Below are 22,437 nucleotides of genomic sequence, written 5' to 3'. Positions count from 1 at the left end.
TTAATGTGGATTGAGCGGCTTTTTGTGTTCATCTAATGTAAAGCCTTCACCGAGTACATCATGCACGTCACTGACAGATACGAACGCATGAGGATCGACTGAGGTTACGACGCTTTTGAGGTGGACAAGCTCGTTTTTCGGAACGACGCAATAAAGGACGTTGCGCTCCTGCTTCGTATAGGAACCGACCCCTTTTAAGATGGTGACACCGCGCTCCATTTCATCCGTGATTTTCTTTTGAATGATGTCATCTTTTTCAGAGATAATCATGGCGCCTTTGGCAGCGTAAGCGCCTTCTTGCATGAAGTCAATGACCTTCGCAGCAACAAATACTGCGACAAGTGTATACATCGCTTCTTTATAGTTTAAGTAGGTAAGAGAAATGGTAATGACGCATGCGTCGAAGATGAACATTGTTCGTCCCATGGCCACCTGATAATGCTTGTTGATCAGTCTTGCAATGATGTCCACACCGCCTGTTGTACCGCCGAATTTAAAGATGATCCCGAGGCCTGTTCCGATAAACACACCTGCAAAGAGGGCGGCTAAGGCTAAATCGTGCTGGAGAGGCATATGTATTTGAAAGCGCTGGAAGATGGCAAGAAAGACAGAAAGACTGACTGTGCCTACAATTGTATAAGTAAACATCGTTCTGCCGAGCATTTTCCAGCCAATAAAAAAGATCGGAATGTTTAAGACAAGGTTTGAAATAGATGGGTCAATGTGAAATAGAAAATATAAAAGCAGTGTAATACCTGTAAATCCGCCTTCCGCCAAATTGTTCTGCATATTAAAATGAACAAGACCGAAAGAAAAAATCGCAGATCCTATTAAAATAAATACGATATTTTTAAGACGAATTTCTTTTAGCAAGAGATCACTCCTTTTTTTGCTTAGACAGCGATAATATTATATGGTATGGGAGAGAAACAAGCAAACTGAGTCTTAAACATTTGTCAAATATTTATGATTTCGCTAACATGTAAGAGATGGATAGGAGGATGAGCTTCATGACGAAAGAAAAAACGCTGCGTCACGTGCAGCAAGAAGTAGATGATTACATAGGACAATTTAAAGAAGGCTATTTCAGCCCGCTTGCGATGATGGCCCGTCTGACAGAAGAATTGGGAGAGCTGGCAAGAGAGGTTAACCATTACTATGGAGAAAAGCCGAAAAAAACAACGGAAACAGAAAAAAGCATGGAAGAAGAAATAGGCGATGTATTGTTTGTGTTAACATGCCTCGCTAATTCACTTGATATTTCACTAGAAGAAGCACATGACCGTGTGATGCATAAATTCAACACAAGAGATAAAGACCGCTGGACGAAAAAAGAAGGGAAGTAGAGACGATGACGAACGAAACCATCAAAGTAGTAATCGCTGGAGCAAGAGGAAGAATGGGGATAGAAGCTGTGAAGCTGGCGGAAGAAACAGGCCATTTTCAGCTGGTGGCCGCACTTGATCACGTGCATGAAGGAAAAAAATTATCTGATGTGATCCATACGACCTCTCATGCGCCAATTTATACGGATATTGATGTGTGTCTTTCAGAAACAGCACCAGATGTATTAATTGATCTGACGACACCAGAAATCGGGAAAGTACATACAAAAAAAGCACTTGAACATGGCGTGCGTCCAGTCGTAGGCACAACTGGATTTTCAGAAGATGACCTAAAAGAGCTTCAGCAATTAACAGAAGAAAAGGGCATAGGCTGTATTATTGCGCCAAACTTTGCTGTCGGTGCAGTCTTAATGATGAAATTTGCCAAAATGGCCGCGAATTATTTTCCTGACGTTGAAATCATTGAGCTTCACCATGATAAAAAACTAGATGCCCCAAGCGGTACGGGCTTAAAAACGGCTGAAATGATTGCAGAAGTAAGAGAAAGCAAAAAGCAGGGACATCCAGAAGAGAAAGAATTGATCGAAGGGGCACGAGGAGCAGATTATGATGGTATCCGTCTTCACAGCGTGAGACTTCCTGGTATGATTGCACATCAAGAAGTGCTGTTTGGAATGGACGGACAGACGCTCACCATTCGTCATGATTCTTATAACCGTGCATCCTTTATGTCAGGCGTGAAGCTTTCAGTGGAACAAGTCATGCACATTGATCAGCTCGTCTATGGTTTAGAAAATATCATCGACTAATAAGGAGTGGATTCCTGATGAACATTGCTTTAATCGCTCACGATAAGAAAAAAAGTGACATGATACAGTTTGCCACCGCGTACCGTGATATTTTGGCAGATCATACACTTTACGCAACAGGGACAACAGGTTTGAGAGTGAAAGAAGCGACGGGGCTTCCCATTCATCGTTTCCAGTCAGGACCACTTGGGGGAGATCAGCAGATCGGTGCTTTAATTGCTGATAATGCAATGGATCTTGTGCTCTTTTTTAGAGACCCACTAACTGCGCAGCCGCATGAACCGGATGTATCTGCACTCATCCGGCTTTGCGATGTGTATACCATTCCATTAGCCACCAATATGGGAACCGCTGAAATTTTAGTCAGGAATTTAAATAAAGGTACGTTTGATTTTCGAGATGTAGCAAAAAACGGAGGAACAAATGAAACGACTTGATATCCTTGCATTCGGTGCCCATAGCGATGATGTAGAGATCGGAATGGGCGGAACGATTGCAAAATACGTGAAAAAAGGGGCGCGCGTCGGAATTTGCGACTTGACCCAGGCCGAATTATCTTCAAATGGATCGGTAGAGAGCCGCAAAGAAGAAGCAAAAGCCGCCGCCGCTATTTTAGGTGTCAGAGCGAGAATCCAGCTTACACTGCCAGATAGAGGGCTGTATCTAAATGACGAAGCGATGAAGGAAATTGCGGGCGTGATTCGAACTTACAAACCGAAACTGATTTTCGCTCCGTACCACCAAGATCGGCATCCAGATCATGGCCATGCGGGCTCACTTGTAGAAGAGGCCGCTTTTTCTGCAGGCATACATAAATTTGAAGATTCATACAAGCAGCCAGCGCATAAAATAAGCCAAATGTATTATTACATGATTAATGGGCACCATCGTCCAGATTTTGTGATCGATATTTCTGAGGAAATGCACCAAAAAATTGATAGTTTGCATGCGTATAAAAGTCAATTTGTTAAATCGGCAAATTCAGTAGAAACACCTCTTGTGAACGGTTATATTGATTTTGTCAAAATGAGAGAGTCTATGTATGGAAGAGAAGTCAACAAAGCTTATGCAGAAGGGTTTATCACAAAGAAACCACTTTTGATGGACGATGACTTACTTGGGGGGTAATTATGAAAAAACTGAAGGTCGGAATTACATGTTATCCAAGTGTCGGCGGATCGGGCATTATAGCCACGGAGCTTGGAAAACGTTTAGCTGAAAAAGGGCACGATGTTCATTTCATTACCTCTAGCATTCCGTTTAGGCTTAATAAAGTATATCCGAATATTTATTTTCATGAGGTGGATGTGAATCAATATGCTGTTTTTCAATATCCACCTTATGACCTTGCGCTGGCAAGTAAATTGGCAGAAGTCGCAAAACGAGAAAAGCTTGATATTATTCATGCGCATTATGCAGTCCCGCACGCTGTCTGTGCGTTTCTAGCCAAACAAATGACTGGACACTCTGTGAAAGTCGTTACGACGCTTCACGGAACGGATATTACGGTTTTAGGCTATGATCCATCATTAAAGGAAGTCATTCGGTTCGCCATCGAATCATCGGATCGTGTGACGGCGGTGTCGCATTCATTAGCTGCGCAGACGTACGATCTCATCAAACCAGATAAAAAGATTGATACGATTCATAATTTTGTTGATGAACGGGTGTATTTGCGTGAAGATCACGATTTGCTAAAGACACATTATGGTCTTTTACCGAACGAAAAGGTTATCATCCATGTATCAAACTTTCGAAAAGTGAAACGGGTGCATGATGTGATTCATGTGTTTCAAAAGATTTCTGAACAGGTGCAGGCTAAGCTGTTGCTCATTGGTGATGGTCCTGAAAAATCGGTCGTATGCGAACTTGTGAAAAAACTGGGACTGACAGACCGCGTGTTGTTTTTAGGCAAGCAAGAGAAGGTTGAGGAGCTTTATTCAATAAGTGATTTGAAGCTGCTTCTTTCAGAGAAGGAGAGCTTTGGGCTTGTGCTTCTTGAAGCAATGGCGTGCGGTGTCCCTTGTATCGGAACGGATGTCGGAGGTATTCCAGAGGTCATTACACATGGAGAAACAGGGTTTCTTGTCCCGCTCGGCGATATAGACGGAGCAGCAAACCACGCAGTGTCTCTGCTAAAAGACGAAGCGCTTCATGAAAAAGTGTCAGCGGCAGCTCAGTCTAGTGTTCAGGCTCATTTCTCCTCTGAAAAGATTGTGAGTGAATATGAAAAGCTTTACCTAGAATTGATCGAAGGTGATGTTGAAGATGAATGAACCATTCACACATGCGATCCCTATATTACATACACTGCACGAACATGGGCATCAGGCTTACTTTGTCGGCGGAGCGGTGAGAGATGTTCTATTAGGACGGGAAATCGGCGATATCGATATTGCGACAGATGCAACACCTGATAAGGTTGAGTCCTTATTTGAAAAAACAGTAGATGTCGGTAAGGAGCATGGCACTGTCATTGTGTTACATGAGGGTGTCAGCTATGAGGTCACGACATTTCGAACGGAATCAGAATATGAAGATTTTCGCAGACCGAAAGAAGTGGCGTTTATCAAGTCGCTTAAGGAAGATCTTTTAAGAAGAGATTTAACGATTAATGCGATGGCCATGGATATAAACGGGGAAATCATTGATCATGTAGGTGGTAAACAGGATATTAAGCGGAAACGAATTCAAACCGTAGGAGATCCTGCGTGCCGCTTTCAAGAAGATGCGCTTCGTATGATGAGAGCTGTCCGTTTTTTAAGCCAGCTTGGCTTTGAGCTCGCTGATGAGACGGCTGAAGCTATGAAAAAAGATAAACATCTGCTTGCCAACATATCGGTTGAGCGCAAAAAGATTGAAATGGAGAAGCTTTTAAAAGGCCGTCATTGTGAGCAGGCCATTCAAGTGCTCATCTCAACTAAGTTATATGAAGAATTACCAGGTCTCAAAGAGGATCGTCTTCACGAATCCTTTCAATCCTTTCCATATTACTTACTGGATGGACTAGAAGAGGTATGGGGGGCTTGTATCCATTTGCTTGGCCTAGATGAAGCGGAGGCTGCGGTCTTCTTAAAAGAATGGAAGCTGTCAACGAAGCTTTTGAAAGACGCAATAGCTATTAGTAAATACGTTGATTGTGACTGGGATGCGGAAAACATGTTTGAAGCTGGTGAACACGTGCTCTTATCTAGTTTGAAAATCACGCAGTTAAAACATGAACGCCGTATTTTCTTTGATGAGCTGGAGGCAGCGAAGCGTTCTTATGATGCACTGCCGATTAAAAAGCTCCAAGACCTCGCTGTTTCAGGAAAAGATTTAATGGCCTTTCGGCAAAAGACGTCTGGGAAATGGATTGCAGAAGAGCTTCATTTTGTGAAAAAAGCTGTTTTGCAAAACCGTTTAGAAAACCGAAAAGAAGCCATAGAGGAGTGGCTTAAAGCATGCGATCCGCAATTAGAAAACGATTAATAGAACTATTTACAGCATCCAGCCAGGATTTTGTCTCAAGTCAGCAAATTTGTGATGAGCTTGGCTGCTCCCGAACGGCTGTATGGAAGCATATGGAGGATTTGCGAAAAGAGGGGTATGAGGTAGAAGCGGTCAGAAGAAAAGGATACCGTCTGCTTCGTAAACCGGACAAAATTAGTGAGGACGAAATTCTGTTTGGTCTTGAAACAGAGAGTTTCGGCAGGCATATTTACTTTCAGAAAGAAGTCGCTTCAACTCAGCTGATTGCCCATGATCTTGTAAATGAAGGTGCGCCCCACGGCACGATCGTTGTCAGCGATCACCAGACAGACGGAAAAGGACGCCTTCAAAGAACGTGGCATTCACCAAATGGGACAGGCATTTGGATGAGTCTCATTCTCCGGCCTGAGATCCCGCTCTATAAAGCGCCGCAAATGACGCTTTTGGCATCTGTAGCCATCGCAGAAGCGATTGCGCAGCAAACAGGACTCGCTCCATCTATAAAATGGCCAAACGATATTTTGTTGAATGGGAAAAAGGTCGTTGGCATTTTGACTGAATTAAAAGCAGAAGCTGACCAGGTTCATGCAGTCATTATTGGACCGGGCATTAATGTGAACCAAACAGCTGATGACTTCCCAGATGAACTAAAGGATGTCGCCACAAGTCTGCGAATGGAACTGAATGAAAAAGTGGATCGGGCTGCACTTATACAACAGATCATGTCCACCTTTGAAAAAAGGTATGATGATTATATGAAGCAAGGATTTGTGCCGATTAAACAATTATGGGAATCGTTTGCGATGACGATCGGTCAACATATTGTTGCCCGCACCGTCAATGGGCAATATTCGGGGAAGGCGCTTGGAATCAATGAAGAAGGTGTTTTATTGCTTGAAACGGAGGACGGTATCCAAAAAATCTACTCCGCAGACATTGAGATCAAGTCAACTTGAGTGGAACACCCGGCGCATTTTTGATATACTTCGTGTGGGCAGTATCTGCAAAGAACTGTACCTGTTAGGAAGAAAAATTTGATAAATTTCTGCCTTGATCCTAAGGGACTTGGACAGAGGGATGATTCGCCGCACATGAGAAATCAAAGCATGTGATGTGAGGCAAGCCATTTCCTCTCCAGAATGAGGAGGAACAAATGAAGACAAAGCTAGATTTTTTCAAAATGAAAGAACAAAATGAACCTATTGTGATGCTGACTGCATACGACTATCCAGCTGCAAAGCAAGCGGAAAAAGCGGAAGTCGACATGATCTTAGTTGGTGATTCACTTGGGATGGTTGTACTTGGACTAGATTCCACAGTTCAAGTCACGATGGATGATATGATCCATCACACCAAAGCAGTGAAAAGAGGCGCAAAAGACACATTTGTTGTGACTGATATGCCATTTATGTCTTACCATTATTCGTTAGAAGAAACAATGAAAAATGCAGCACGCATCATGCAAGAAAGCGGTGCCGATGCCTTAAAGCTAGAAGGCGGAGATGGAGTATTTGAATCCATTCAAGCTCTAACAAGAGGCGGCATTCCTGTCGTCAGTCATTTAGGCCTCACACCTCAATCTGTTGGTGTACTTGGCGGGTATAAGGTGCAAGGAAAAGACCACGAAAGTGCTCAAAAATTGATTGAAGACAGCTTGAAATGTGAGGAAGCTGGTGCAATCGCACTTGTGCTGGAATGCGTACCTGGCGAACTGACAAAACGAATTACCGACATGCTGAAGATTCCTGTGATCGGAATTGGTGCAGGAGCTGAGGCAGACGGACAAGTTCTCGTTTACCATGATGTGGTTGGATACGGGGTGTCTAGAACACCTAAGTTTGTGAAACAATACGCGCAAATTGATACTGTTTTAGAAGAAGCGCTCATTCAATATACAAAAGAAGTAAAAGCACGCACATTTCCAGAGGACATGCACACGTTTCATATCAAAGAAGAAGTCCTTGATGGCTTATATGGGGGAATCAAAAAATGAACGTTGTCACCCATATTCACGAGCTAAAAGAATTAATCAAGCAGCATCAAGATAAGCAGCATTCCATCGGTTTTGTTCCGACGATGGGCTTTCTTCATGAAGGACATCTGACGCTTGCGAAGGAGGCAAGAGGACAAAATGACATTGTCGTGATGAGTATTTTTGTCAATCCTTTGCAATTTGGACCAAATGAAGACTTTGAATCCTATCCAAGGGATATGGAAAGAGACCAGCGTCTTGCAGAAGCAGCAGGAGTGGACATTTTATTTACACCTGATGTGAAGGAAATGTACCAAAACGAACCATCTATTACGATGACGGTTCAAAAGCGGACGGATGTGTTATGCGGAAAAAAACGTCCAGGACATTTTGACGGCGTTGTCACTGTGCTTACAAAGCTGTTTCATCTTGTGTCACCAACAAATGTCTACTTTGGTCTAAAGGATGCACAGCAAGTCGCTGTGATTGACGCGATGATCAAGGATTTCTTCTTTGATCTTCACCTTGTATCTGTACCAACAGTCAGAGAAGAAGACGGTTTAGCGAAAAGCTCAAGGAATGTGTACTTGTCAGAAAAAGAAAGACAAGAAGCACCTGCTTTATACCGCGCTTTAACAAAAGGACGGTCAGCTGTTGAAAAAGGTGAACGTGATGTCAGCCGTGTGTATCAGCTGATTGAAGAGGAACTTGTTCAGACGAGCGGGGAAATTGATTATATTGAGATCTACTCATATCCAGAACTTGAGCCGCTTGAACAGTTAGCAGGTCAAGTCATTATGGCGATTGCGGTGAAATTTTCACGGGCAAGACTGATTGATAATGTGATTTTCCATGTTCCTGAAAGCGGTGAAAAACATGTATAGAACCTTTATGACATCTAAGCTTCATAAAGCGACGGTAACAGAAGCAAACTTACATTATGTAGGAAGTATTACAATTGACGAAGATTTACTTGATGCGGCAGGTATGATGGCAAATGAGAAAGTACAAATTGTCAATAATCATAATGGCGCGAGACTTGAAACATATATTATTCCTGGCGAAAGAAAGAGCGGTGTCATTTGTCTAAATGGGGCGGCGGCGAGATTGGTTCAGCCAGGGGATGAAGTCATTATTATCGCTTATGGGATGCTGTCAGAAGAAGAAGCAAAGACACATACACCAAAAGTGGTCGTGTTAAATAAACAAAATCAAATTGAACAAATGATTGGGCAAGAGCCTGCTAGAACGATTTTATAACGCAAGTTCCGTAGAAACAGAACAGTTTCAGGAAGAGAAGCTGTTCTGTTTCATCTATTTTGTCCAGAGCGTGTTTCACTTCAGGGTGAAACGAGGAATTGAGGTGTCCATTTTATGACCGATCAAAGGTTTGTTGTCGTTGATATTGAAACCACCGGGAATTCACCTAAAAAAGGTGATAAAATCATTCAAATAGCTGCGGTGGTCATTGAAAATGGACAAATTGTCGAACGGTATTCAAAATATGTGAACCCGGGAAAAGCAATCCCTGGATTTATTGAACAGCTGACAGGCATTCAGCAGCACATGGTTGACGATGCGGTGTTTTTTGAGGACATTGCCCAAGAGGTGTATGATCTCATACAGGGTGCTTATTTTGTTGCGCACAATGTTCATTTTGATTTGAATTTTTTAAATGATGAACTAAAAGCATGCGGGAAAAATGAGCTGGATGTGCTAGCAATTGATACAGTTGAGATTTCTAGAATTCTTTATCCTGAGCTTGAAGGTTATAAGCTCACTGAATTAAGTGAAGAGCTCATGCTTCCACATGACCACCCGCATAGGGCGGATAGTGATGCGGAAGTTACTGCCATGTTATTTTTAACTTTATTACATCAATTAAAACATACACCGCAAAATGTGCTGAAGCAGCTGCGCAGATTATCTTCTTATCTCCTAAGTGATATAGGGCTCTTAATTAAGCAGCTTGAAACGAGCCAAGCCAGCCTGGAAGATTCTTTGGTGGAAGTCGGCTCTTTTGCTGTAAAAGATGTCACCAATCCTATCAGTAGGGCGACACATTCAGTAGGTGAAGAGGATGAAAAGCTGTTTGAGGAAATTAAAAAGAAGCTTCCGCAAACGGTAGAAGGCTATGAGGTAAGAGAAGGCCAGCTTACGATGATGAATAAAGTGAGAGACGTGTTTCATGAACGAGCCTATGCATTAATTGAAGCGGCACCGGGTATTGGGAAAACGCTCGCTTACCTCATCCCAGCTGCTTTAGAAGCGAGGAAATCGGGAAAACCTGTCATTATTAGTACATATTCCATCCTGTTGCAGCAGCAAATGCTTCAGCGCGATGTGCCGATCTTGAATCAACTGCTCCCGTTTGAGCCTGCTGCCTGTGTCTTTAAAGGCCGCGCGCATTATATTTGTTTAGATAAGTTTGAGCATGTGCTTCATGAGGAAGATGATAACTATGATGTGGTCTTAACGAAGGCGCAAATTTTAATGTGGCTCCTTGTAACGGAAACAGGTGATTTATCTGAACTGAATTTACCGTCAGGAGCCGCCAATATAAAAGATCGCATTTCCTGTGTACATATGCCGTTTACATCAAAAAAGCGCCGTTTTAAAGAGTATTGCTTTTATGAGCGCGCCAAAAAAAGAGCAAAAACAGCTGATTTAATTTTAACGAATCATCGTCTGCTTTTATCACAAACGGAGGCATCGTCTATCTTTCAGCATGCTGACGTATATGTGATAGACGAAGCCCATCAATTTGAGAAAACAGCCAATGAAACACTAGGGGATAGTGCGTCTTATATCCAGCTTCATGCGAAATTAACGCAGCTTGGCTCCTTGCAAGGCGGACTGTTAAAGAAACTGAAAAAGAGATTTCATCATGCAGGGTTACAGACGGACACATTTATTGAAATGGATGAGTATCTGAATCAGCTTCAAATGGAAAGTGATGCTTTCTTTAGCACCGTTCATTCATTTGTGAAAAGGACAAAACCAAAAGCCGACATCAATCGTCTCATTCATAGAGTACGTCATCATTCAAAGCATGCTCAGTGGAAACGGATTAAAGAAACGGCAAGTAAACTTTGTTCCTTGTTAATTGCTTGTGAGAAGCTGTATGAGCAGCAAAAAAACGAGCTTCTTCAAAAAAGTGAACAGCTGACAGAACACTTTGCCTTTGAAGCAGAGGAATACGACCAAGTCATGTCGTTTATGCATACTTTTTGCAGTACGCTTTACCGGTTTATCTTTGAACCGAAAAACGATGAAACGGTTTGGATTGAAATTGATGCAAAGGGCGCCAAAAACGCTGTCTTTATGCATGCACAGCCGTTAGATACTGGGGAGCTTTTGGCTGATCGTTTCTTTATGAACAAAAAGAGTGTCGTCCTTACATCAGGGACGCTTACGATCAATCACCGCTTTGATTATTGCTTGGAACGGTTTGGCCTGCAAGATTTTTACCCTCATCTTGTGCAAATTGATTCACCTTTCGAACTTGAAAAACAGCTCAAGGTCATTGTTCCGGCAGACATGCCGCCGATTACAAATCGTGATGAACGAGATTATGTAAAGCAAGCTGCGCAATATATTAAGATTATGGAAAAGCAGCAGCATGCAAAAATATTGGTTTTGTTTAATTCACATGAGATGTTAAAAGCAGTCTATGAAGAGCTAAAAACAGAAGGGATGCAGTCCGCCCTTTTTGCTCAAGGTCTGACAGGCGGAAGCCCCGTAAAATTAACGAAAATGTTCAAATTAGCAAAACAAGCTATTTTACTTGGTACGGGTAGCTTTTGGGAAGGTGTTGATTTTCCAGGCTCAGAGCTGACTACAGTCATCATGGCACGTCTTCCGTTCCGGCCGCCTGATTCTCCGCTCATTGAAGCAAAATGTGATGCAGCTAAAAAACAAGGGAAGAATCCATTTAAAGCCGTCGCTTTACCAGAAGCTGTGTTAACCTTTAAGCAAGGAGCTGGACGCTTGCTGCGCTCTGAAAAAGACATTGGCACATTGCTGATTTTAGACCGCCGAGTGAAAACCGCTTCATATGGAAAACTATTTTTAGAATCACTCCCTCATGCGCCAGTTCACGAGATGTCAAAAGAGTCACTTGAGGCGTATATAGAAAACCTTAACAACGAAAAGCCGCTGTCATAAGCGGCCTTTAGCTGGTGTGGGTTTGGAGTTAATTTATCGTAACGGTTTTTTGTGTTCCGTTGTAAAAATAGTATCGGTTCCCGTGCAGAAAAGTATGACTAACAATATTTACGTACCGAGGAGGAATTAGAAGTGGAAAGTAAAATAGAGGTACTTTCAACTGTTCAAATTAAGCATTCAGAAGACCTGTACAAAATCGTTGATGTATTGAACAGAACGCTTAAAAGAGAAGATCTCATGTTTGGATTAGCATTAGATCAAGAAGACCAAAATCAAGCGGTATTTACGATATATCGCACATAGGGGAAGCTTGACATGAAAAAAATAGTCTGGATTATTTCATCTGTAGTGGCTCTCGTTCTGCTCATTGGCATCATCAGCTTTACGTGGATTTATCAAATTGCCATGGGACAAAGAGAACAAGGGCATGAAGCAGCGATCGAACGAGCAAAAGAACAAGCAAACATCGTACAAGTGGAGCAAGTGGAAACCTTTGTCGGGAAAGAAAAGCAATTTATTGTTGAAGGGAAAAACAAACAGAATGAAACGACCTACGTTTGGGTTCCTGCCAGCAAAAAAGAAAAAGTGATCGCAAAAAAAGCAAAAGAAGGCATTACCTCGAATCAAGCAGTACAAGCCGTTCAAAAGGAGAACACGGTCTCTAAGCTAAAAGAAGTCAAATTAGCGAGAGAAGGTGACGTACTCCTTTGGGAAGTGACGTACTTAAATGAGAACAATCAATATAGCTTCAGCTATGTCGACTTTTCGACAGGACGTGTGGAAAAAAATTTAACACCGTAGTTTCTCCTGTCTTGCGTTGACCATGCTGATTTAGAACGGTTATAATAAAATGTATGAAAAAAGATTCACACCTGACAAATAGGTGAGTTTCTTTCTGGCTTTGGAGGGAATTATGTTGAAAACAACGATTAATCAAGTGTTCAAACACGTCGATCAAGAAGTAACCATCGGCGCATGGATTGCCAATAAACGTTCAAGCGGAAAAATTGCATTTTTGCAGTTGCGTGACGGGACAGGCTTTATTCAAGGAGTCGTAGTAAAAGCAGAAGTGGAAGAGGAAGTCTTTAAGCTTGCGAAATCAGTCACACAAGAAACATCTGTCTATGTGACAGGTCAAGTGACAAAAGATGAGCGTTCACCACTAGGTTTTGAATTACAAGTGAAATCCATTGAAGTGATTCATGAAGCGACAGATTACCCAATTACACCGAAAGAGCATGGAACAGAATTCTTAATGGATCACCGTCATTTATGGCTTCGTTCTAAAAAACAGCATGCCATTATGAAAATCCGTAACGAAATTATTCGTGCTACATATGAATACTTCCATCAAGAAGGTTTCGTGAAAGTAGATCCGCCAATTTTAACTGGAAGTGCACCTGAGGGCACAACGGAACTGTTTGCTACGAAATATTTTGATGAAGATGCGTACCTTTCTCAAAGTGGTCAGCTTTACATGGAAGCTGCAGCAATGGCACTCGGAAAAGTATTCTCATTTGGCCCAACATTTAGAGCAGAAAAATCTAAAACAAAACGTCATTTAATTGAGTTTTGGATGATCGAGCCTGAGATGGCTTTTGTCGAATTCAATGAAAACCTTGAGTATCAAGAAAATTATGTGTCTCATGTTGTTCAAAGTGTACTTGAAAACTGTAAAGTGGAGCTGCATACACTAGGTCGTGATACAGCGAAATTAGAAAACATCAAAGCACCATTCCCGCGCATCACTTACGATGAAGCGATTAAATTCTTGCAGGAAAAAGGCTTTGATGATATCGAATGGGGAGATGATTTCGGAGCGCCTCACGAAACAGCGATTGCCGAAAGCTATGATAAACCAGTGTTTATCACTCATTACCCAACATCATTAAAACCGTTCTATATGCAGCCAGCACCAGATCGTGAAGATGTTGTCCTTTGTGCAGACTTGATTGCACCAGAAGGCTACGGAGAGATTATTGGCGGTTCTGAGCGTGTTCATGATTTAGAGCTTCTTGAAGCAAGATTGAAAGAACATGGGCTTGATCAGGAAACTTACAAATGGTATACAGAATTAAGACAATACGGTTCTGTACCGCATTCAGGTTTTGGTCTTGGACTTGAACGTACAGTTGCTTGGATTAGTGGAGCGCCGCATGTGCGTGAAACCATTCCTTTCCCAAGATTATTAAACCGTTTATACCCTTAAGACGTGAAAGCCTCCAACAAATGGAGGCTTTTTCAAACGTCTTTTTAGGGAGGCACGTGAAATAAAACGTGATATACTTAAAATGAAGAGGTGTATCCGATGAATAGGCAGCAATTTATTAATATGCAGCAAATGGGGGCGACAAGTTTGCCTAATTTGCTGATTGCTCATTATGAGCAGTTAGGACTGAATGAATCACAGATGATGGTCATGCTCAAGATTAAAATGAATGAAGAACAAGGTGTTTTCTTTCAAACATTTGAAGAGCTTTCTCATGGAATGACCATATCAGCGGAAGAGTGCGCGTATATGGTGCAGCATCTGATTCAAAAAGGATTTATCTCAATTCAGCCATTTGAAGACAGGTCTGGTATTCAGCATGACCGTTACTCAGTAGAACCTTTATGGGGCGTGCTGTATGACTTTTTAGAAACAAAACAGGCGAAAGAAGCTCAAAAACAACATGTGCAGGCAGAAAAATCTTTATATGCTTTATTTGAAGATGAATTCGGCAGACCGCTGTCTCCTCTTGAAGGAGAAACACTTTCGATCTGGATGGATCAAGACCATCATGATGCTGAAATGATTCGGCTAGCGCTAAGAGAAGCCGTTTTATCAGGGAAATTAAATTTCCGTTATATTGATCGAATTTTATTTGAGTGGAAAAAGAAAGGGCTGAAAACAGCGGAAGAAGCAAAAGAGCATAGCCAGCATTTCCGTTCTCAGCAGAAAACGCCACCTTCAAAAGAAGAGACGGGTACTTATAAACGACAAGTTCCTTTTTATAATTGGCTGGAACAATAACCAATAAAGGAGAAGGCATGTTATCAAAAAAACAAATCAATGAGTGTTTAGATATTATAGGAGATATGTTTCCAGAGGCGGAGTGTGAGCTTGTTCATGCCAATCCATTTGAGCTTGTGATTGCTGTTGCGCTCTCCGCTCAGTGTACAGACGTGCTTGTAAACAAAGTCACCAAAACGTTATTTCAAAAATATAAAACACCAGAAGACTATTTAAGTGTACCGCTTGAAGAACTGCAGCAAGATATTCGCTCGATTGGTCTTTATCGAAATAAGGCTAAAAACATTCAAAAGTTGAGCAAAATGCTGATTGAAGAATATGGCGGTGAAGTACCAAAGGACAGGGATGAGCTTGTCAAGCTTCCTGGGGTTGGCCGGAAAACAGCAAATGTCGTCGTTTCAGTCGCTTTTGGAGTACCGGCAATAGCAGTAGATACACATGTAGAACGAGTCAGCAAGCGTCTAGGCATCTGCCGCTGGAAGGATTCTGTGCTTGAAGTAGAGCAAACCTTGATGAAAAAGGTGCCAAAAGAAGATTGGTCTGTGACGCATCACCGCCTGATCTTTTTTGGGAGATATCATTGTAAGGCGCAGCGGCCGCAGTGCGAATCGTGTCCGCTTCTTGATATGTGCAGGGAAGGGCAGAAGAGGCTGAAAAAAGGACTGGTGAAGCTCGCATGAGCGGGGCAGCTGTTTTCACCTCATATGTCGAAAAGCTAAAAGAGAAAAAGGTAGAGATTAAAGGTGATCGAGTAGATATACTGAGAGCCAACCCGCTCGCATATGATCTATCTTCGGAACCTTTAACAGACGAGCTTCCATGGCAGGAAACAGAAGAATTTGTTCCAGTCATGTTCGAACTGTGGAACGAATTAAAAGAAAAAATGCTTCCTCGTTTCCAAACAAGGAAATCCCGCTGTGATGAAGATGATATGCTGCAAGGAATCATCAGTATGATTGCGATGTTTTACTGGATTAAAGGGGAGAGAGTCCAAACGTTTGAATGGGAACTTATCAAGCAAGAGACATTTCCTGTTGCTCCGATTAATTGGACGGAACGTTTAGAGTTCATTTTGTTAAAACCTACTCAATATCACTGCTTTATTCAATTGGACGAGCTATACACGGAATTAAAAAAGCAGTATGGAAAATATGAAGCACTTAAGAAAATCAGACAGCAGCGTTAAAAAAAGCACTTGCCTCCTTGGCAAGTGCTTTTTCATTATTCATCTTCTTTACGAGAAGTAGAATTTGATGGCGAATTGGAACTTTGAGAGTTGGCTTTCGCATCATCTTTCTTTTTATCTTTATGATCAGTTTGTGAGTTGCTGTTCCCATTTGTACTGTCTGAGCCATTATCAGTAGAACCATTATTTCCGTTTTCTGTATTTCCGCCTTGGTCCTGATCCTTATCTTTATCTTGATCTTTTTTGTCATCAGGCTTTTGCTCATCAGTGCCAGGTGGCTGATTTTTGTTATCGTCTGTTTGGTCTGTCTGCTCGTCGTCAGGCTGCTGCGGTTCTTCTTCTTCTTTATTCTCATCATCCGCTTTTTCTTCTTCATCAGCGTCATCCTTAATGGTGAGGAAGGTAGAAGCCGCTTTACTTGTGACATCCTCTACAGTGGCTGTCACTTGGAATTTATATGTGGAGCCAGGCTTCACATCAGAGATGACCGCTTCTTTAGCAGAGCTGTTTTGAATCTCTTTATAGCCGCCATTATCAACCGCTTGCTTGACATTAAATGTAGCATCAGCGTCGTCAGAATAGCCCCAAGTCAGTGTGATGGATTTTTTCTCTTCATCATACACCGCTTTTAAGTCAGAAGGCTTATCGGCTTCTTTTTTCTCATATGTGTCAGACACTTTTGTTGGAACTGTTCCTTTAACAAAGTATTCTGTTGTCTTTTTGTCACTTGGTGTATTCGGTCCGGCTAATTTTGCTGGATCTGAACCTTTTTCAACAGTAGCTTCGACGACACTGTCTGGTTTTTCAAATGAGCCGCTTCCATCATCAATTTGAGAAATTAATCGCTGGAAGACGATTTTGGCAACACGCTGCTCATAATCAGTCAGCCACATTTTACCGTCTGCATCTTTTGAATTACCGATTCCAGTCCAAACGGCTGCTGTATATTGCGGCGTATAACCGACAAACCACGAATCTTTCGCACCGCCGGAAGGGATATTGTATTTATTAATATCATCTTGTGTAAAGTTCGTTGTCCCGGTTTTACCAGCTACTTGAACGTTCGGTACTTGTGCAAGTGTACCAGTTCCAGATTGGACAGCAGTTTTCAGCATGTCTGTGATCATAAATGCTGTGTAATCACTCATCGCTGCTTTCGAGTCCGGCGTAAGGTCAAGCTTTGTCCCGTCATTAAATTCAACAGATGTGACAGCGTGCGGTTCGTTATAGTATCCGTTATTACCGAATGCACTAAATGCTCCAGCCATCTTCAGAGAGGAGACACCATCGTCAAATCCACCGATTGAGTAGGACTCTGGAATGTCAGAAGGTAAATCCATACCTAAGTTATTAGCGAATTGAACGGCATTGTCCATGCCAGCTTCTTGGAAAGCTTTTAGGGCAGGAATGTTACGTGATTGTGCCAAAGCACTTCTCATCGACATTTTCCCTAAATGTCTTCTGTCAAAGTTATTAATCGGCGTCCCGTTTGAGTACGTATATGGTGCATCATCAATTTGCTGATATGTTGACCATTTCTTGTTTTCAATGACTGGGCCGTAATCTAAGATTGGTTTGATTGTGGACCCTGGCTGGCGTTTTGCATCTGTCGCATAGTTAAAGCCGCCGGCTGGTACATCACGTCCACCGCCAATGGCGCGTATTTCACCATTTTTCGTATCAAGCAGGGTGACACCCGCCTGCATACCTTTCGTAAATCCAACTGAATCTCCATTGATGATATCATCTAGGTGATCCTGTGCTTTTCGATCAAGTGATGTATAGATTTTTAATCCATCAGTTGATGCATCCACTTTAGCTTTTTTCTGTACTTCTTCCATCACTTCTTCAATGTAGGCAGAGTACTTACTAGAGTTTTGGCTCTTATATTTACTAGCTGAAACAACTGTCTTGTTGACAGGGGTTGCTTTTGCAACGTCATAATCTTTTTCAGAAATATAGCCTTGTTTTTTCATAAGGCTTAAAACGATATTACGGCGTTTTTCCGCTGCCTCTGGGTGTTTCACTGGGTTATAGGCAGAAGGACTCTGCGGCATACCTGCAAGAGTGGCAGCCTGTGCAACGGTTAGTTTATTTAAATCTGTGACTCCGAAAAATTGTTCAGCTGCTTTCCCCACACCATAAGCATAAGGGGAGAAGAAAATACGGTTTAAATACATTTCTAAAATTTCATCTTTAGAGTATTTTTGCTCAAGCTGAATCGAGAGCCATACTTCCTGTACTTTCCGTTTTAACGTCTTTTGATTGCTCAGGAGGGAGTTTTTCACAACCTGCTGTGTAATTGTACTTCCGCCTTCAGCGCCAAAGCCGTCCTCAACGTTTGCGACAAGGGCACCGCCAATACGGATTGGGTCAATCCCGTGGTGCTTATAAAAACGTGCATCTTCAGTCGCAATAAAAGCGTCTTTTACCACATCGGGTATATCTTTTATCGAGACATACGTTCTTTTTTCTGCACCAACTTCTGCAAACACTTTCTTGTCTTTATCATAAAGTTTTGAAGAGTATGGTGTTTTAAGCTTACTATCATCAATAGAAGGAGCGCTTGATGCAAAAACGGCAAAAGTTGTGATTCCGGCAACTAAACAAAGTAGACCGATCACGAGTAAAGATAAAAATATTTTTTTAAATAGACCTGCTTTCTTTTTGCCTTTTTTGTTCTTTTGCTTCTTATTGTTTTCTTGACTTGCTTTACGTCGCTGTTCACGACTTGTAAATTGATCAGACATTACATCTCAACCTTTCGTGTTAAACCTTTTTCGAACGTAATTGCTGCTTGCTTTCATCCGAAAAATGAAGTGTCTCCACTACTTTAATATAATCAATTCTTGGCGAATATCCAAGTGTCATTATGTGGCCAGCTTCCATTAATTCGTCTTTGCTAATGGATTTACGGCCGTTTTGCTTCTGCCGCTCCCAGAAGAAAAAGAGATCTGAAGCGGGCAAATAATAAACGGAGCCAAAAGCGGATATAATAACGAAACAAATGCCGCCTTGCTTTTCAACCTGTTTCATATGCTCAATTTGATGGTCGTGGAAATTTTTGAGCGGAAACGAGGTAGTGCTTTTGGTTTCCTTTGCTTCAAAATCGATATAGCGGCCTTTGTACACCCCGTTATAGTCTGTTGTGGAGGATTGTTTAAAATAGGCTTCTTTAATGACAGCAGCACTTCTTTTTGGATAATCCACATTCACAATTTGAACTGGGGTAGGCTTTTTATGAATGACTGCGATCCCGTTGACCAAATAATATTGGTTCGTTTCATTTAAATCAGCCTCAAGCGTCATCCCGCGGTTACTATAAGAGGATTCGCCGCTGATTCTTTTTTTTGTCCCAATTTGTTGAATGGGCTGATACGATTTTCCGTTTGGATACCGAATCATCAAGTTTCAGCCTCCTTTTAATGCATTTTGTATTGGAGAGATCACCATGTTGTCCCAAGAAGAGCACATCATCACTCAGCAAATTTTGCGTGAAACGAAAGCAAAAAATAAAGACAACCTGACGAGGACAAATGCTTACAAGCGGTTTTATGACCGGCATCCAGAGATGAAATGGTCGCTGCTCGCTTCCTTTGTCTCGAGAAATGCAGGGTGGTCCATGACAGATTTAAAGGGCGAACTCTTCCATCCAGGTTTAACGGATCAGCAGGGGCATCTTTTTTTCACAGCATATGAAAGAGCGAATTGGCTGATCTTTTCGGATGCTTATCCTCAGCTTCTTTTGTATGAATGGTCTAAGAGATGCAGTCAACCTTTGTTTCATCTGCTGCCTTATTTCTCCGTGTCTCGTTTTATGAGCGCTGAGTGGGAACGTTTTTGGCTAAAGCGTGACACAGAGCGTCTGCTTTATGCACTCATCATAAATGAACAATATACTATACAATCTCCTATTATACAAAATCCTCTTCTGAAAAAGAATGTTTTTCACTCGATTCAATATCTTTTCAGCGAGTGGGGACATTTCCAAACCGTTGTTTTTCCAACGGTGGACGGGCATTTGTACGGCTTAACCATACGGAAGTTTTCCAATGTAAAGGAACGCATTACATTAGGTAAAAAACTAGCGAAACTATTATTTCGAGCCGATTTGTTTTCGGATTTTTATCATTTTTTGCACACCGTTCCGCATACTGGGTCTCGGTTTGATTTTGAGCCGTTTTTAGGGATCGCTAGAAGGTCAACACCTTTTCTTCGAACGGTTTATCCGGTGATGACACATTCATTAGACGATCAAAGGGAAGATTGGTTTCAAAAGAAATTGAGTCCAACTTTATTTGAGGCAGAGGCGCTGCCAAAGCAGATTGAGCTGACTGACTGGTATTTTCATAAAAAAAGACAGCTTCGTTTTCTTTTCTCATTAGAGCACTATTTTTTGCATAAATAAAAAGCAGGGGGGGACCTGCTTTTTTTTTACGTAGATGGACGATTAGGACCGCCGAGCTTTTTATCAAGCTGATCTGTACTGTTTTCTTTCCCTTTTGGATTTTGCTCTTTTGGTGCTGGCTTCTTTTTCATGAAATCTACCTCCTTTTGTCCTTAGAATTTACACAATCGGACGCAATCATACAAAGAAGGACAAGCATCTGTCGAAAAGGAAGAAATAGCGCTTATCTACACTTAGATTGGCGATTTGCTTCTAGTTTTGTCATGTGTGAAGGAGGGTGAGAAAGAAAAGAGAATGTAACGAGAGACGATAAAGGAGGAATCTGATGATGAGCGAATTTGTATCAAAAGAATCCATTATGCAGTTGTTAGAGGAAATCGAGCGAAAAATTGATGCGGTGGAAGCAGAGCTGTCTCTTGCTGTGAATCAGACAAAACGTGCAGCAATAGAAGAGCAAGAACAAATCATTGACCGGCTTGAATCAGAAGTAAAGGACTGTGAAGTGAAGCTTCATGCAGCCGAGTATAAACTGGCGGCAAGACCGACATATCACGCCGGATAGCTTTTCTATTTGAGCAATAGGTAAACGTTTGATAGGATGGTTCATAGAGGTGAACACTTTGGATAATCAAACATTACTTGAACATACACAAAACTTGAGAATATGGATCGAAAAAGCGTATGAGCAGTACCAAAAGGGAAAGGCTGAAGAGGAGTACCCATCGTATGATTTTTATACGGATATTCAGCCAGCCGTTGATACATTTGATCAGAAAATGGAAGAGTGGCTCACCGCTGCTATCTCCTTTGTTCAACAGGTCAAACCTAGATATTTACACCAAGAACAGCTTGAAGCCGTAAAAGAAAATGGTAAAGAGGTTGTCCTGCAATCTTATTTTGGCAAACAGCACGCACCCCGTGTAAAAAATTTAGTTGAGTCAGTGGTTTACACACTGAACCTTTTAATAGAAGAAATCAAACAGCGCAGCTAAAGACATAATGCTGCGTTTTTCTTATGACTTCTTTAGGCACATCTTCTGCTTTTGATCATAATATATGAGTGACATCAATATGTGATGAGAGCGAGAGGAGCGAGATAGATGTTCCCTTATCCAAACCAGCAGCCTTATGAATTCAATCAATTCAAGCAAAGGCCTTTTCCGTATTCAGAGATGCAGCAGCAGCCTCCGCAGCCTCCAGACTATTTCATGCCGCCATATCAAGGTGGAATGAACCAGGCACCATCTACTGTTTATCAGCAACCTTATGGATACCAAGAAAACGTGCCGCTTATGCAGCAGCCTGAAGCGATGAATCCACCGCAAATGCAGCCGCCAGGCATGATGCCTATGCAGCAGCCTATGAACCCATATCCTTTGCCAAGACCGCAAAAACAGCAGCCTTCTCAGTTTAAAAGTGTGCTGTCGCAATTCAAAAAGACGAATGGGCAATACGATTTTAACAAAATGTTTGATACAGCTGGCCAAATGATGAGTACAATGAATCAAGTAGGCTCATTGGCGAAAGGATTTACAAGCATTTTTAAAGCATAGTTAAAACCCAATAGATCGATCTATTGGGTTGTTTGCTTTGGCGCAGATACACGAAGCGATTGATCTTTCCACACACTTTTCATTTTCGTTTCATCTATTTTTGCCGGCATTAAAATGGTTTTTGTAAAGCTTGAATACGAGGAAGTCGTATCCGTTTTGATTTTTTCCTGCACTGATAAGTGTAAATATTGAGCTTTTACTTCTAGCGCAATGTCTCCTTCGACAAAATGGTCTGGAAATTGAATCTCGATATACACATTCTGTTCATCCTCTGTCACATCAGTCGTAATTGATGCAAGTGATTGCGATGTGGTCATGAGTGCCTCCGCACTATTTAATATCTCGTGAAACGGGGAGGATGCAAAAAATTGTTCAATCGCTTCATATAGGATATCTTCATTTGCCAGCAATTCATGTTTGTTTTCGTTATCTTGTTTCATTCGAATCACCTCTCATCTACAGCCTATGCAGAAAGGGCTCAGGCGGTTATCAATTGATGAGAGGAAAAAATT

General features: G+C 41.8%; 26 protein-coding genes. 21 read left to right on the top strand and 5 right to left on the bottom strand.

Annotated features, from left to right (window positions below; genetic code table 11):
- Positions 1-873: a YitT family protein gene (locus tag AC3WTB_RS11295; RefSeq protein WP_024422789.1), complete on the bottom strand. Its 873-nt coding sequence runs from the start codon at positions 871-873 to the stop codon at positions 1-3.
- 137 nt (positions 874-1,010) lie between these two features.
- On the opposite strand from AC3WTB_RS11295, the gene AC3WTB_RS11290 reads away from it, so the two are divergent.
- The 17 genes from AC3WTB_RS11290 (at position 1,011) to AC3WTB_RS11210 (ending at position 15,964) form a co-directional block, all read left to right on the top strand.
- On the top strand, positions 1,011-1,346 hold the full coding sequence (locus AC3WTB_RS11290; RefSeq protein WP_024422788.1) for a nucleotide pyrophosphohydrolase: 336 nt from the start codon (positions 1,011-1,013) through the stop codon (positions 1,344-1,346).
- A 5-nt stretch (positions 1,347-1,351) separates the two neighbouring features.
- The gene (gene dapB / locus AC3WTB_RS11285) at positions 1,352-2,155 is read left to right on the top strand and encodes a 4-hydroxy-tetrahydrodipicolinate reductase (protein WP_039179514.1); all 804 of its coding nucleotides are present in this window, start codon (positions 1,352-1,354) and stop codon (positions 2,153-2,155) included.
- Between the two features lie 17 nt (positions 2,156-2,172).
- The gene (gene mgsA / locus AC3WTB_RS11280; RefSeq protein WP_034280445.1) at positions 2,173-2,592 is read left to right on the top strand and encodes a methylglyoxal synthase; all 420 of its coding nucleotides are present in this window, start codon (positions 2,173-2,175) and stop codon (positions 2,590-2,592) included.
- Positions 2,579-3,283 (top strand): bacillithiol biosynthesis deacetylase BshB1, encoded by a 705-nt coding sequence (gene bshB1, locus AC3WTB_RS11275; RefSeq protein ID WP_039179509.1) that lies wholly within the window; start codon positions 2,579-2,581, stop codon positions 3,281-3,283. The genes mgsA and bshB1 overlap by 14 nt, the downstream gene beginning before the upstream one ends.
- Positions 3,284-3,285: 2 nt before the next feature.
- Positions 3,286-4,431 carry an N-acetyl-alpha-D-glucosaminyl L-malate synthase BshA gene (bshA, locus tag AC3WTB_RS11270; RefSeq protein ID WP_212043074.1) on the top strand — a complete coding sequence of 382 codons (1,146 nt, stop codon included), beginning with the start codon at positions 3,286-3,288 and terminating at the stop codon, positions 4,429-4,431.
- Complete coding sequence (locus tag AC3WTB_RS11265) at positions 4,424-5,626, top strand: CCA tRNA nucleotidyltransferase (RefSeq protein ID WP_458208482.1); 1,203 nt, start codon at positions 4,424-4,426, stop codon at positions 5,624-5,626. Before bshA ends, AC3WTB_RS11265 begins: the two co-directional genes overlap by 8 nt.
- Positions 5,599-6,582, top strand: a complete 984-nt coding sequence (locus tag AC3WTB_RS11260) for a biotin--[acetyl-CoA-carboxylase] ligase (protein ID WP_144464525.1) — start codon at positions 5,599-5,601, stop codon at positions 6,580-6,582. The genes AC3WTB_RS11265 and AC3WTB_RS11260 overlap by 28 nt, the downstream gene beginning before the upstream one ends.
- Before the next feature lie 197 nt (positions 6,583-6,779).
- Complete coding sequence (gene panB, locus AC3WTB_RS11255; protein WP_024422781.1) at positions 6,780-7,619, top strand: 3-methyl-2-oxobutanoate hydroxymethyltransferase; 840 nt, start codon at positions 6,780-6,782, stop codon at positions 7,617-7,619.
- Positions 7,616-8,482: a pantoate--beta-alanine ligase gene (gene panC, locus AC3WTB_RS11250; RefSeq protein WP_492333741.1), complete on the top strand. Its 867-nt coding sequence runs from the start codon at positions 7,616-7,618 to the stop codon at positions 8,480-8,482. Before panB ends, panC begins: the two co-directional genes overlap by 4 nt.
- Complete coding sequence (gene panD / locus AC3WTB_RS11245; protein WP_024422780.1) at positions 8,475-8,858, top strand: aspartate 1-decarboxylase; 384 nt, start codon at positions 8,475-8,477, stop codon at positions 8,856-8,858. Before panC ends, panD begins: the two co-directional genes overlap by 8 nt.
- 114 nt (positions 8,859-8,972) lie before the next feature.
- Complete coding sequence (gene dinG / locus AC3WTB_RS11240) at positions 8,973-11,765, top strand: ATP-dependent DNA helicase DinG (RefSeq protein WP_492333740.1); 2,793 nt, start codon at positions 8,973-8,975, stop codon at positions 11,763-11,765.
- A gap of 132 nt (positions 11,766-11,897) precedes the next feature.
- The gene (locus tag AC3WTB_RS11235) at positions 11,898-12,068 is read left to right on the top strand and encodes a YpmA family protein (RefSeq protein WP_064497519.1); all 171 of its coding nucleotides are present in this window, start codon (positions 11,898-11,900) and stop codon (positions 12,066-12,068) included.
- 12 nt (positions 12,069-12,080) lie between these two features.
- Positions 12,081-12,566 carry a cell wall elongation/penicillin-binding protein regulator TseB gene (gene tseB, locus AC3WTB_RS11230; protein ID WP_039179489.1) on the top strand — a complete coding sequence of 162 codons (486 nt, stop codon included), beginning with the start codon at positions 12,081-12,083 and terminating at the stop codon, positions 12,564-12,566.
- A gap of 115 nt (positions 12,567-12,681) precedes the next feature.
- Positions 12,682-13,974: an asparagine--tRNA ligase gene (asnS, locus tag AC3WTB_RS11225; RefSeq protein ID WP_087975939.1), complete on the top strand. Its 1,293-nt coding sequence runs from the start codon at positions 12,682-12,684 to the stop codon at positions 13,972-13,974.
- A gap of 99 nt (positions 13,975-14,073) precedes the next feature.
- A complete protein-coding gene (locus AC3WTB_RS11220; protein WP_041085852.1) occupies positions 14,074-14,778 on the top strand; it encodes a DnaD domain-containing protein in 705 nt (234 codons plus the stop codon).
- Between the two features lie 17 nt (positions 14,779-14,795).
- Entirely contained in the window at positions 14,796-15,458 is a 663-nt protein-coding gene (gene nth / locus AC3WTB_RS11215) for an endonuclease III (protein WP_024422776.1), read from the top strand.
- Positions 15,455-15,964: a YpoC family protein gene (locus AC3WTB_RS11210; RefSeq protein WP_126681652.1), complete on the top strand. Its 510-nt coding sequence runs from the start codon at positions 15,455-15,457 to the stop codon at positions 15,962-15,964. The genes nth and AC3WTB_RS11210 overlap by 4 nt, the downstream gene beginning before the upstream one ends.
- Positions 15,965-15,999: 35 nt before the next feature.
- On the opposite strand, the gene AC3WTB_RS11205 is transcribed toward AC3WTB_RS11210, so the two are convergent.
- Positions 16,000-18,714: a PBP1A family penicillin-binding protein gene (locus tag AC3WTB_RS11205; protein WP_126681653.1), complete on the bottom strand. Its 2,715-nt coding sequence runs from the start codon at positions 18,712-18,714 to the stop codon at positions 16,000-16,002.
- 19 nt (positions 18,715-18,733) lie between these two features.
- Positions 18,734-19,369 carry a Holliday junction resolvase RecU gene (recU, locus tag AC3WTB_RS11200; RefSeq protein WP_058837936.1) on the bottom strand — a complete coding sequence of 212 codons (636 nt, stop codon included), beginning with the start codon at positions 19,367-19,369 and terminating at the stop codon, positions 18,734-18,736.
- A gap of 46 nt (positions 19,370-19,415) precedes the next feature.
- Between recU and AC3WTB_RS11195 the strand changes: the two genes are divergently transcribed.
- Complete coding sequence (locus tag AC3WTB_RS11195) at positions 19,416-20,372, top strand: DUF2515 domain-containing protein (protein WP_492333739.1); 957 nt, start codon at positions 19,416-19,418, stop codon at positions 20,370-20,372.
- Between the two features lie 26 nt (positions 20,373-20,398).
- On the opposite strand, the gene sspM is transcribed toward AC3WTB_RS11195, so the two are convergent.
- Positions 20,399-20,503, bottom strand: a complete 105-nt coding sequence (gene sspM, locus AC3WTB_RS11190) for an acid-soluble spore protein SspM (RefSeq protein WP_039179471.1) — start codon at positions 20,501-20,503, stop codon at positions 20,399-20,401.
- Positions 20,504-20,700: 197 nt separating this feature from the next.
- On the opposite strand from sspM, the gene AC3WTB_RS11185 reads away from it, so the two are divergent.
- The 3 genes from AC3WTB_RS11185 to AC3WTB_RS11175 all read left to right on the top strand — a co-directional run bounded on the left by AC3WTB_RS11185 (position 20,701) and on the right by AC3WTB_RS11175 (position 21,925).
- The gene (locus AC3WTB_RS11185; protein WP_492333738.1) at positions 20,701-20,934 is read left to right on the top strand and encodes a DUF5446 family protein; all 234 of its coding nucleotides are present in this window, start codon (positions 20,701-20,703) and stop codon (positions 20,932-20,934) included.
- Between the two features lie 49 nt (positions 20,935-20,983).
- On the top strand, positions 20,984-21,364 hold the full coding sequence (locus tag AC3WTB_RS11180; protein WP_228280239.1) for a YppE family protein: 381 nt from the start codon (positions 20,984-20,986) through the stop codon (positions 21,362-21,364).
- A 108-nt stretch (positions 21,365-21,472) separates the two neighbouring features.
- Positions 21,473-21,925 (top strand): YppG family protein, encoded by a 453-nt coding sequence (locus AC3WTB_RS11175; protein WP_268502822.1) that lies wholly within the window; start codon positions 21,473-21,475, stop codon positions 21,923-21,925.
- A 20-nt stretch (positions 21,926-21,945) separates the two neighbouring features.
- On the opposite strand, the gene AC3WTB_RS11170 is transcribed toward AC3WTB_RS11175, so the two are convergent.
- Positions 21,946-22,365 carry an Hsp20/alpha crystallin family protein gene (locus tag AC3WTB_RS11170; RefSeq protein ID WP_106025047.1) on the bottom strand — a complete coding sequence of 140 codons (420 nt, stop codon included), beginning with the start codon at positions 22,363-22,365 and terminating at the stop codon, positions 21,946-21,948.
- Between the last annotated feature and the right edge of the window lie 72 nt (positions 22,366-22,437).

The sequence above is a fragment of the Bacillus sp. EB106-04-04-XG123 genome (genome assembly GCF_058791855.1).
Note: the sequence above shows the minus strand (reverse complement) of the source record. Positions and strands in the feature narration are given on the sequence as shown.

Bases quoted from the DNA above. Each gene is read 5' to 3' on its own strand.
- tseB (WP_039179489.1), top strand. From the start codon at position 12,081: ATGAAAAAAATAGTCTGGATTATTTCATCTGTAGTGGCTCTCGTTCTG.
- AC3WTB_RS11170 (WP_106025047.1), bottom strand. From the start codon at position 22,365: ATGAAACAAGATAACGAAAACAAACATGAATTGCTGGCAAATGAAGAT.
- AC3WTB_RS11185 (WP_492333738.1), top strand. From the start codon at position 20,701: ATGAGCGAATTTGTATCAAAAGAATCCATTATGCAGTTGTTAGAGGAA.
- AC3WTB_RS11220 (WP_041085852.1), top strand. From the start codon at position 14,074: ATGAATAGGCAGCAATTTATTAATATGCAGCAAATGGGGGCGACAAGT.
- panD (WP_024422780.1), top strand. From the start codon at position 8,475: ATGTATAGAACCTTTATGACATCTAAGCTTCATAAAGCGACGGTAACA.
- AC3WTB_RS11260 (WP_144464525.1), top strand. From the start codon at position 5,599: ATGCGATCCGCAATTAGAAAACGATTAATAGAACTATTTACAGCATCC.
- AC3WTB_RS11290 (WP_024422788.1), top strand. From the start codon at position 1,011: ATGACGAAAGAAAAAACGCTGCGTCACGTGCAGCAAGAAGTAGATGAT.
- sspM (WP_039179471.1), bottom strand. From the start codon at position 20,503: ATGAAAAAGAAGCCAGCACCAAAAGAGCAAAATCCAAAAGGGAAAGAA.
- dapB (WP_039179514.1), top strand. From the start codon at position 1,352: ATGACGAACGAAACCATCAAAGTAGTAATCGCTGGAGCAAGAGGAAGA.
- mgsA (WP_034280445.1), top strand. From the start codon at position 2,173: ATGAACATTGCTTTAATCGCTCACGATAAGAAAAAAAGTGACATGATA.
- AC3WTB_RS11210 (WP_126681652.1), top strand. From the start codon at position 15,455: ATGAGCGGGGCAGCTGTTTTCACCTCATATGTCGAAAAGCTAAAAGAG.
- nth (WP_024422776.1), top strand. From the start codon at position 14,796: ATGTTATCAAAAAAACAAATCAATGAGTGTTTAGATATTATAGGAGAT.
- AC3WTB_RS11195 (WP_492333739.1), top strand. From the start codon at position 19,416: ATGTTGTCCCAAGAAGAGCACATCATCACTCAGCAAATTTTGCGTGAA.
- panB (WP_024422781.1), top strand. From the start codon at position 6,780: ATGAAGACAAAGCTAGATTTTTTCAAAATGAAAGAACAAAATGAACCT.
- AC3WTB_RS11205 (WP_126681653.1), bottom strand. From the start codon at position 18,714: ATGTCTGATCAATTTACAAGTCGTGAACAGCGACGTAAAGCAAGTCAA.
- dinG (WP_492333740.1), top strand. From the start codon at position 8,973: ATGACCGATCAAAGGTTTGTTGTCGTTGATATTGAAACCACCGGGAAT.
- AC3WTB_RS11265 (WP_458208482.1), top strand. From the start codon at position 4,424: ATGAATGAACCATTCACACATGCGATCCCTATATTACATACACTGCAC.
- bshB1 (WP_039179509.1), top strand. From the start codon at position 2,579: ATGAAACGACTTGATATCCTTGCATTCGGTGCCCATAGCGATGATGTA.
- AC3WTB_RS11175 (WP_268502822.1), top strand. From the start codon at position 21,473: ATGTTCCCTTATCCAAACCAGCAGCCTTATGAATTCAATCAATTCAAG.
- bshA (WP_212043074.1), top strand. From the start codon at position 3,286: ATGAAAAAACTGAAGGTCGGAATTACATGTTATCCAAGTGTCGGCGGA.
- recU (WP_058837936.1), bottom strand. From the start codon at position 19,369: ATGATTCGGTATCCAAACGGAAAATCGTATCAGCCCATTCAACAAATT.
- panC (WP_492333741.1), top strand. From the start codon at position 7,616: ATGAACGTTGTCACCCATATTCACGAGCTAAAAGAATTAATCAAGCAG.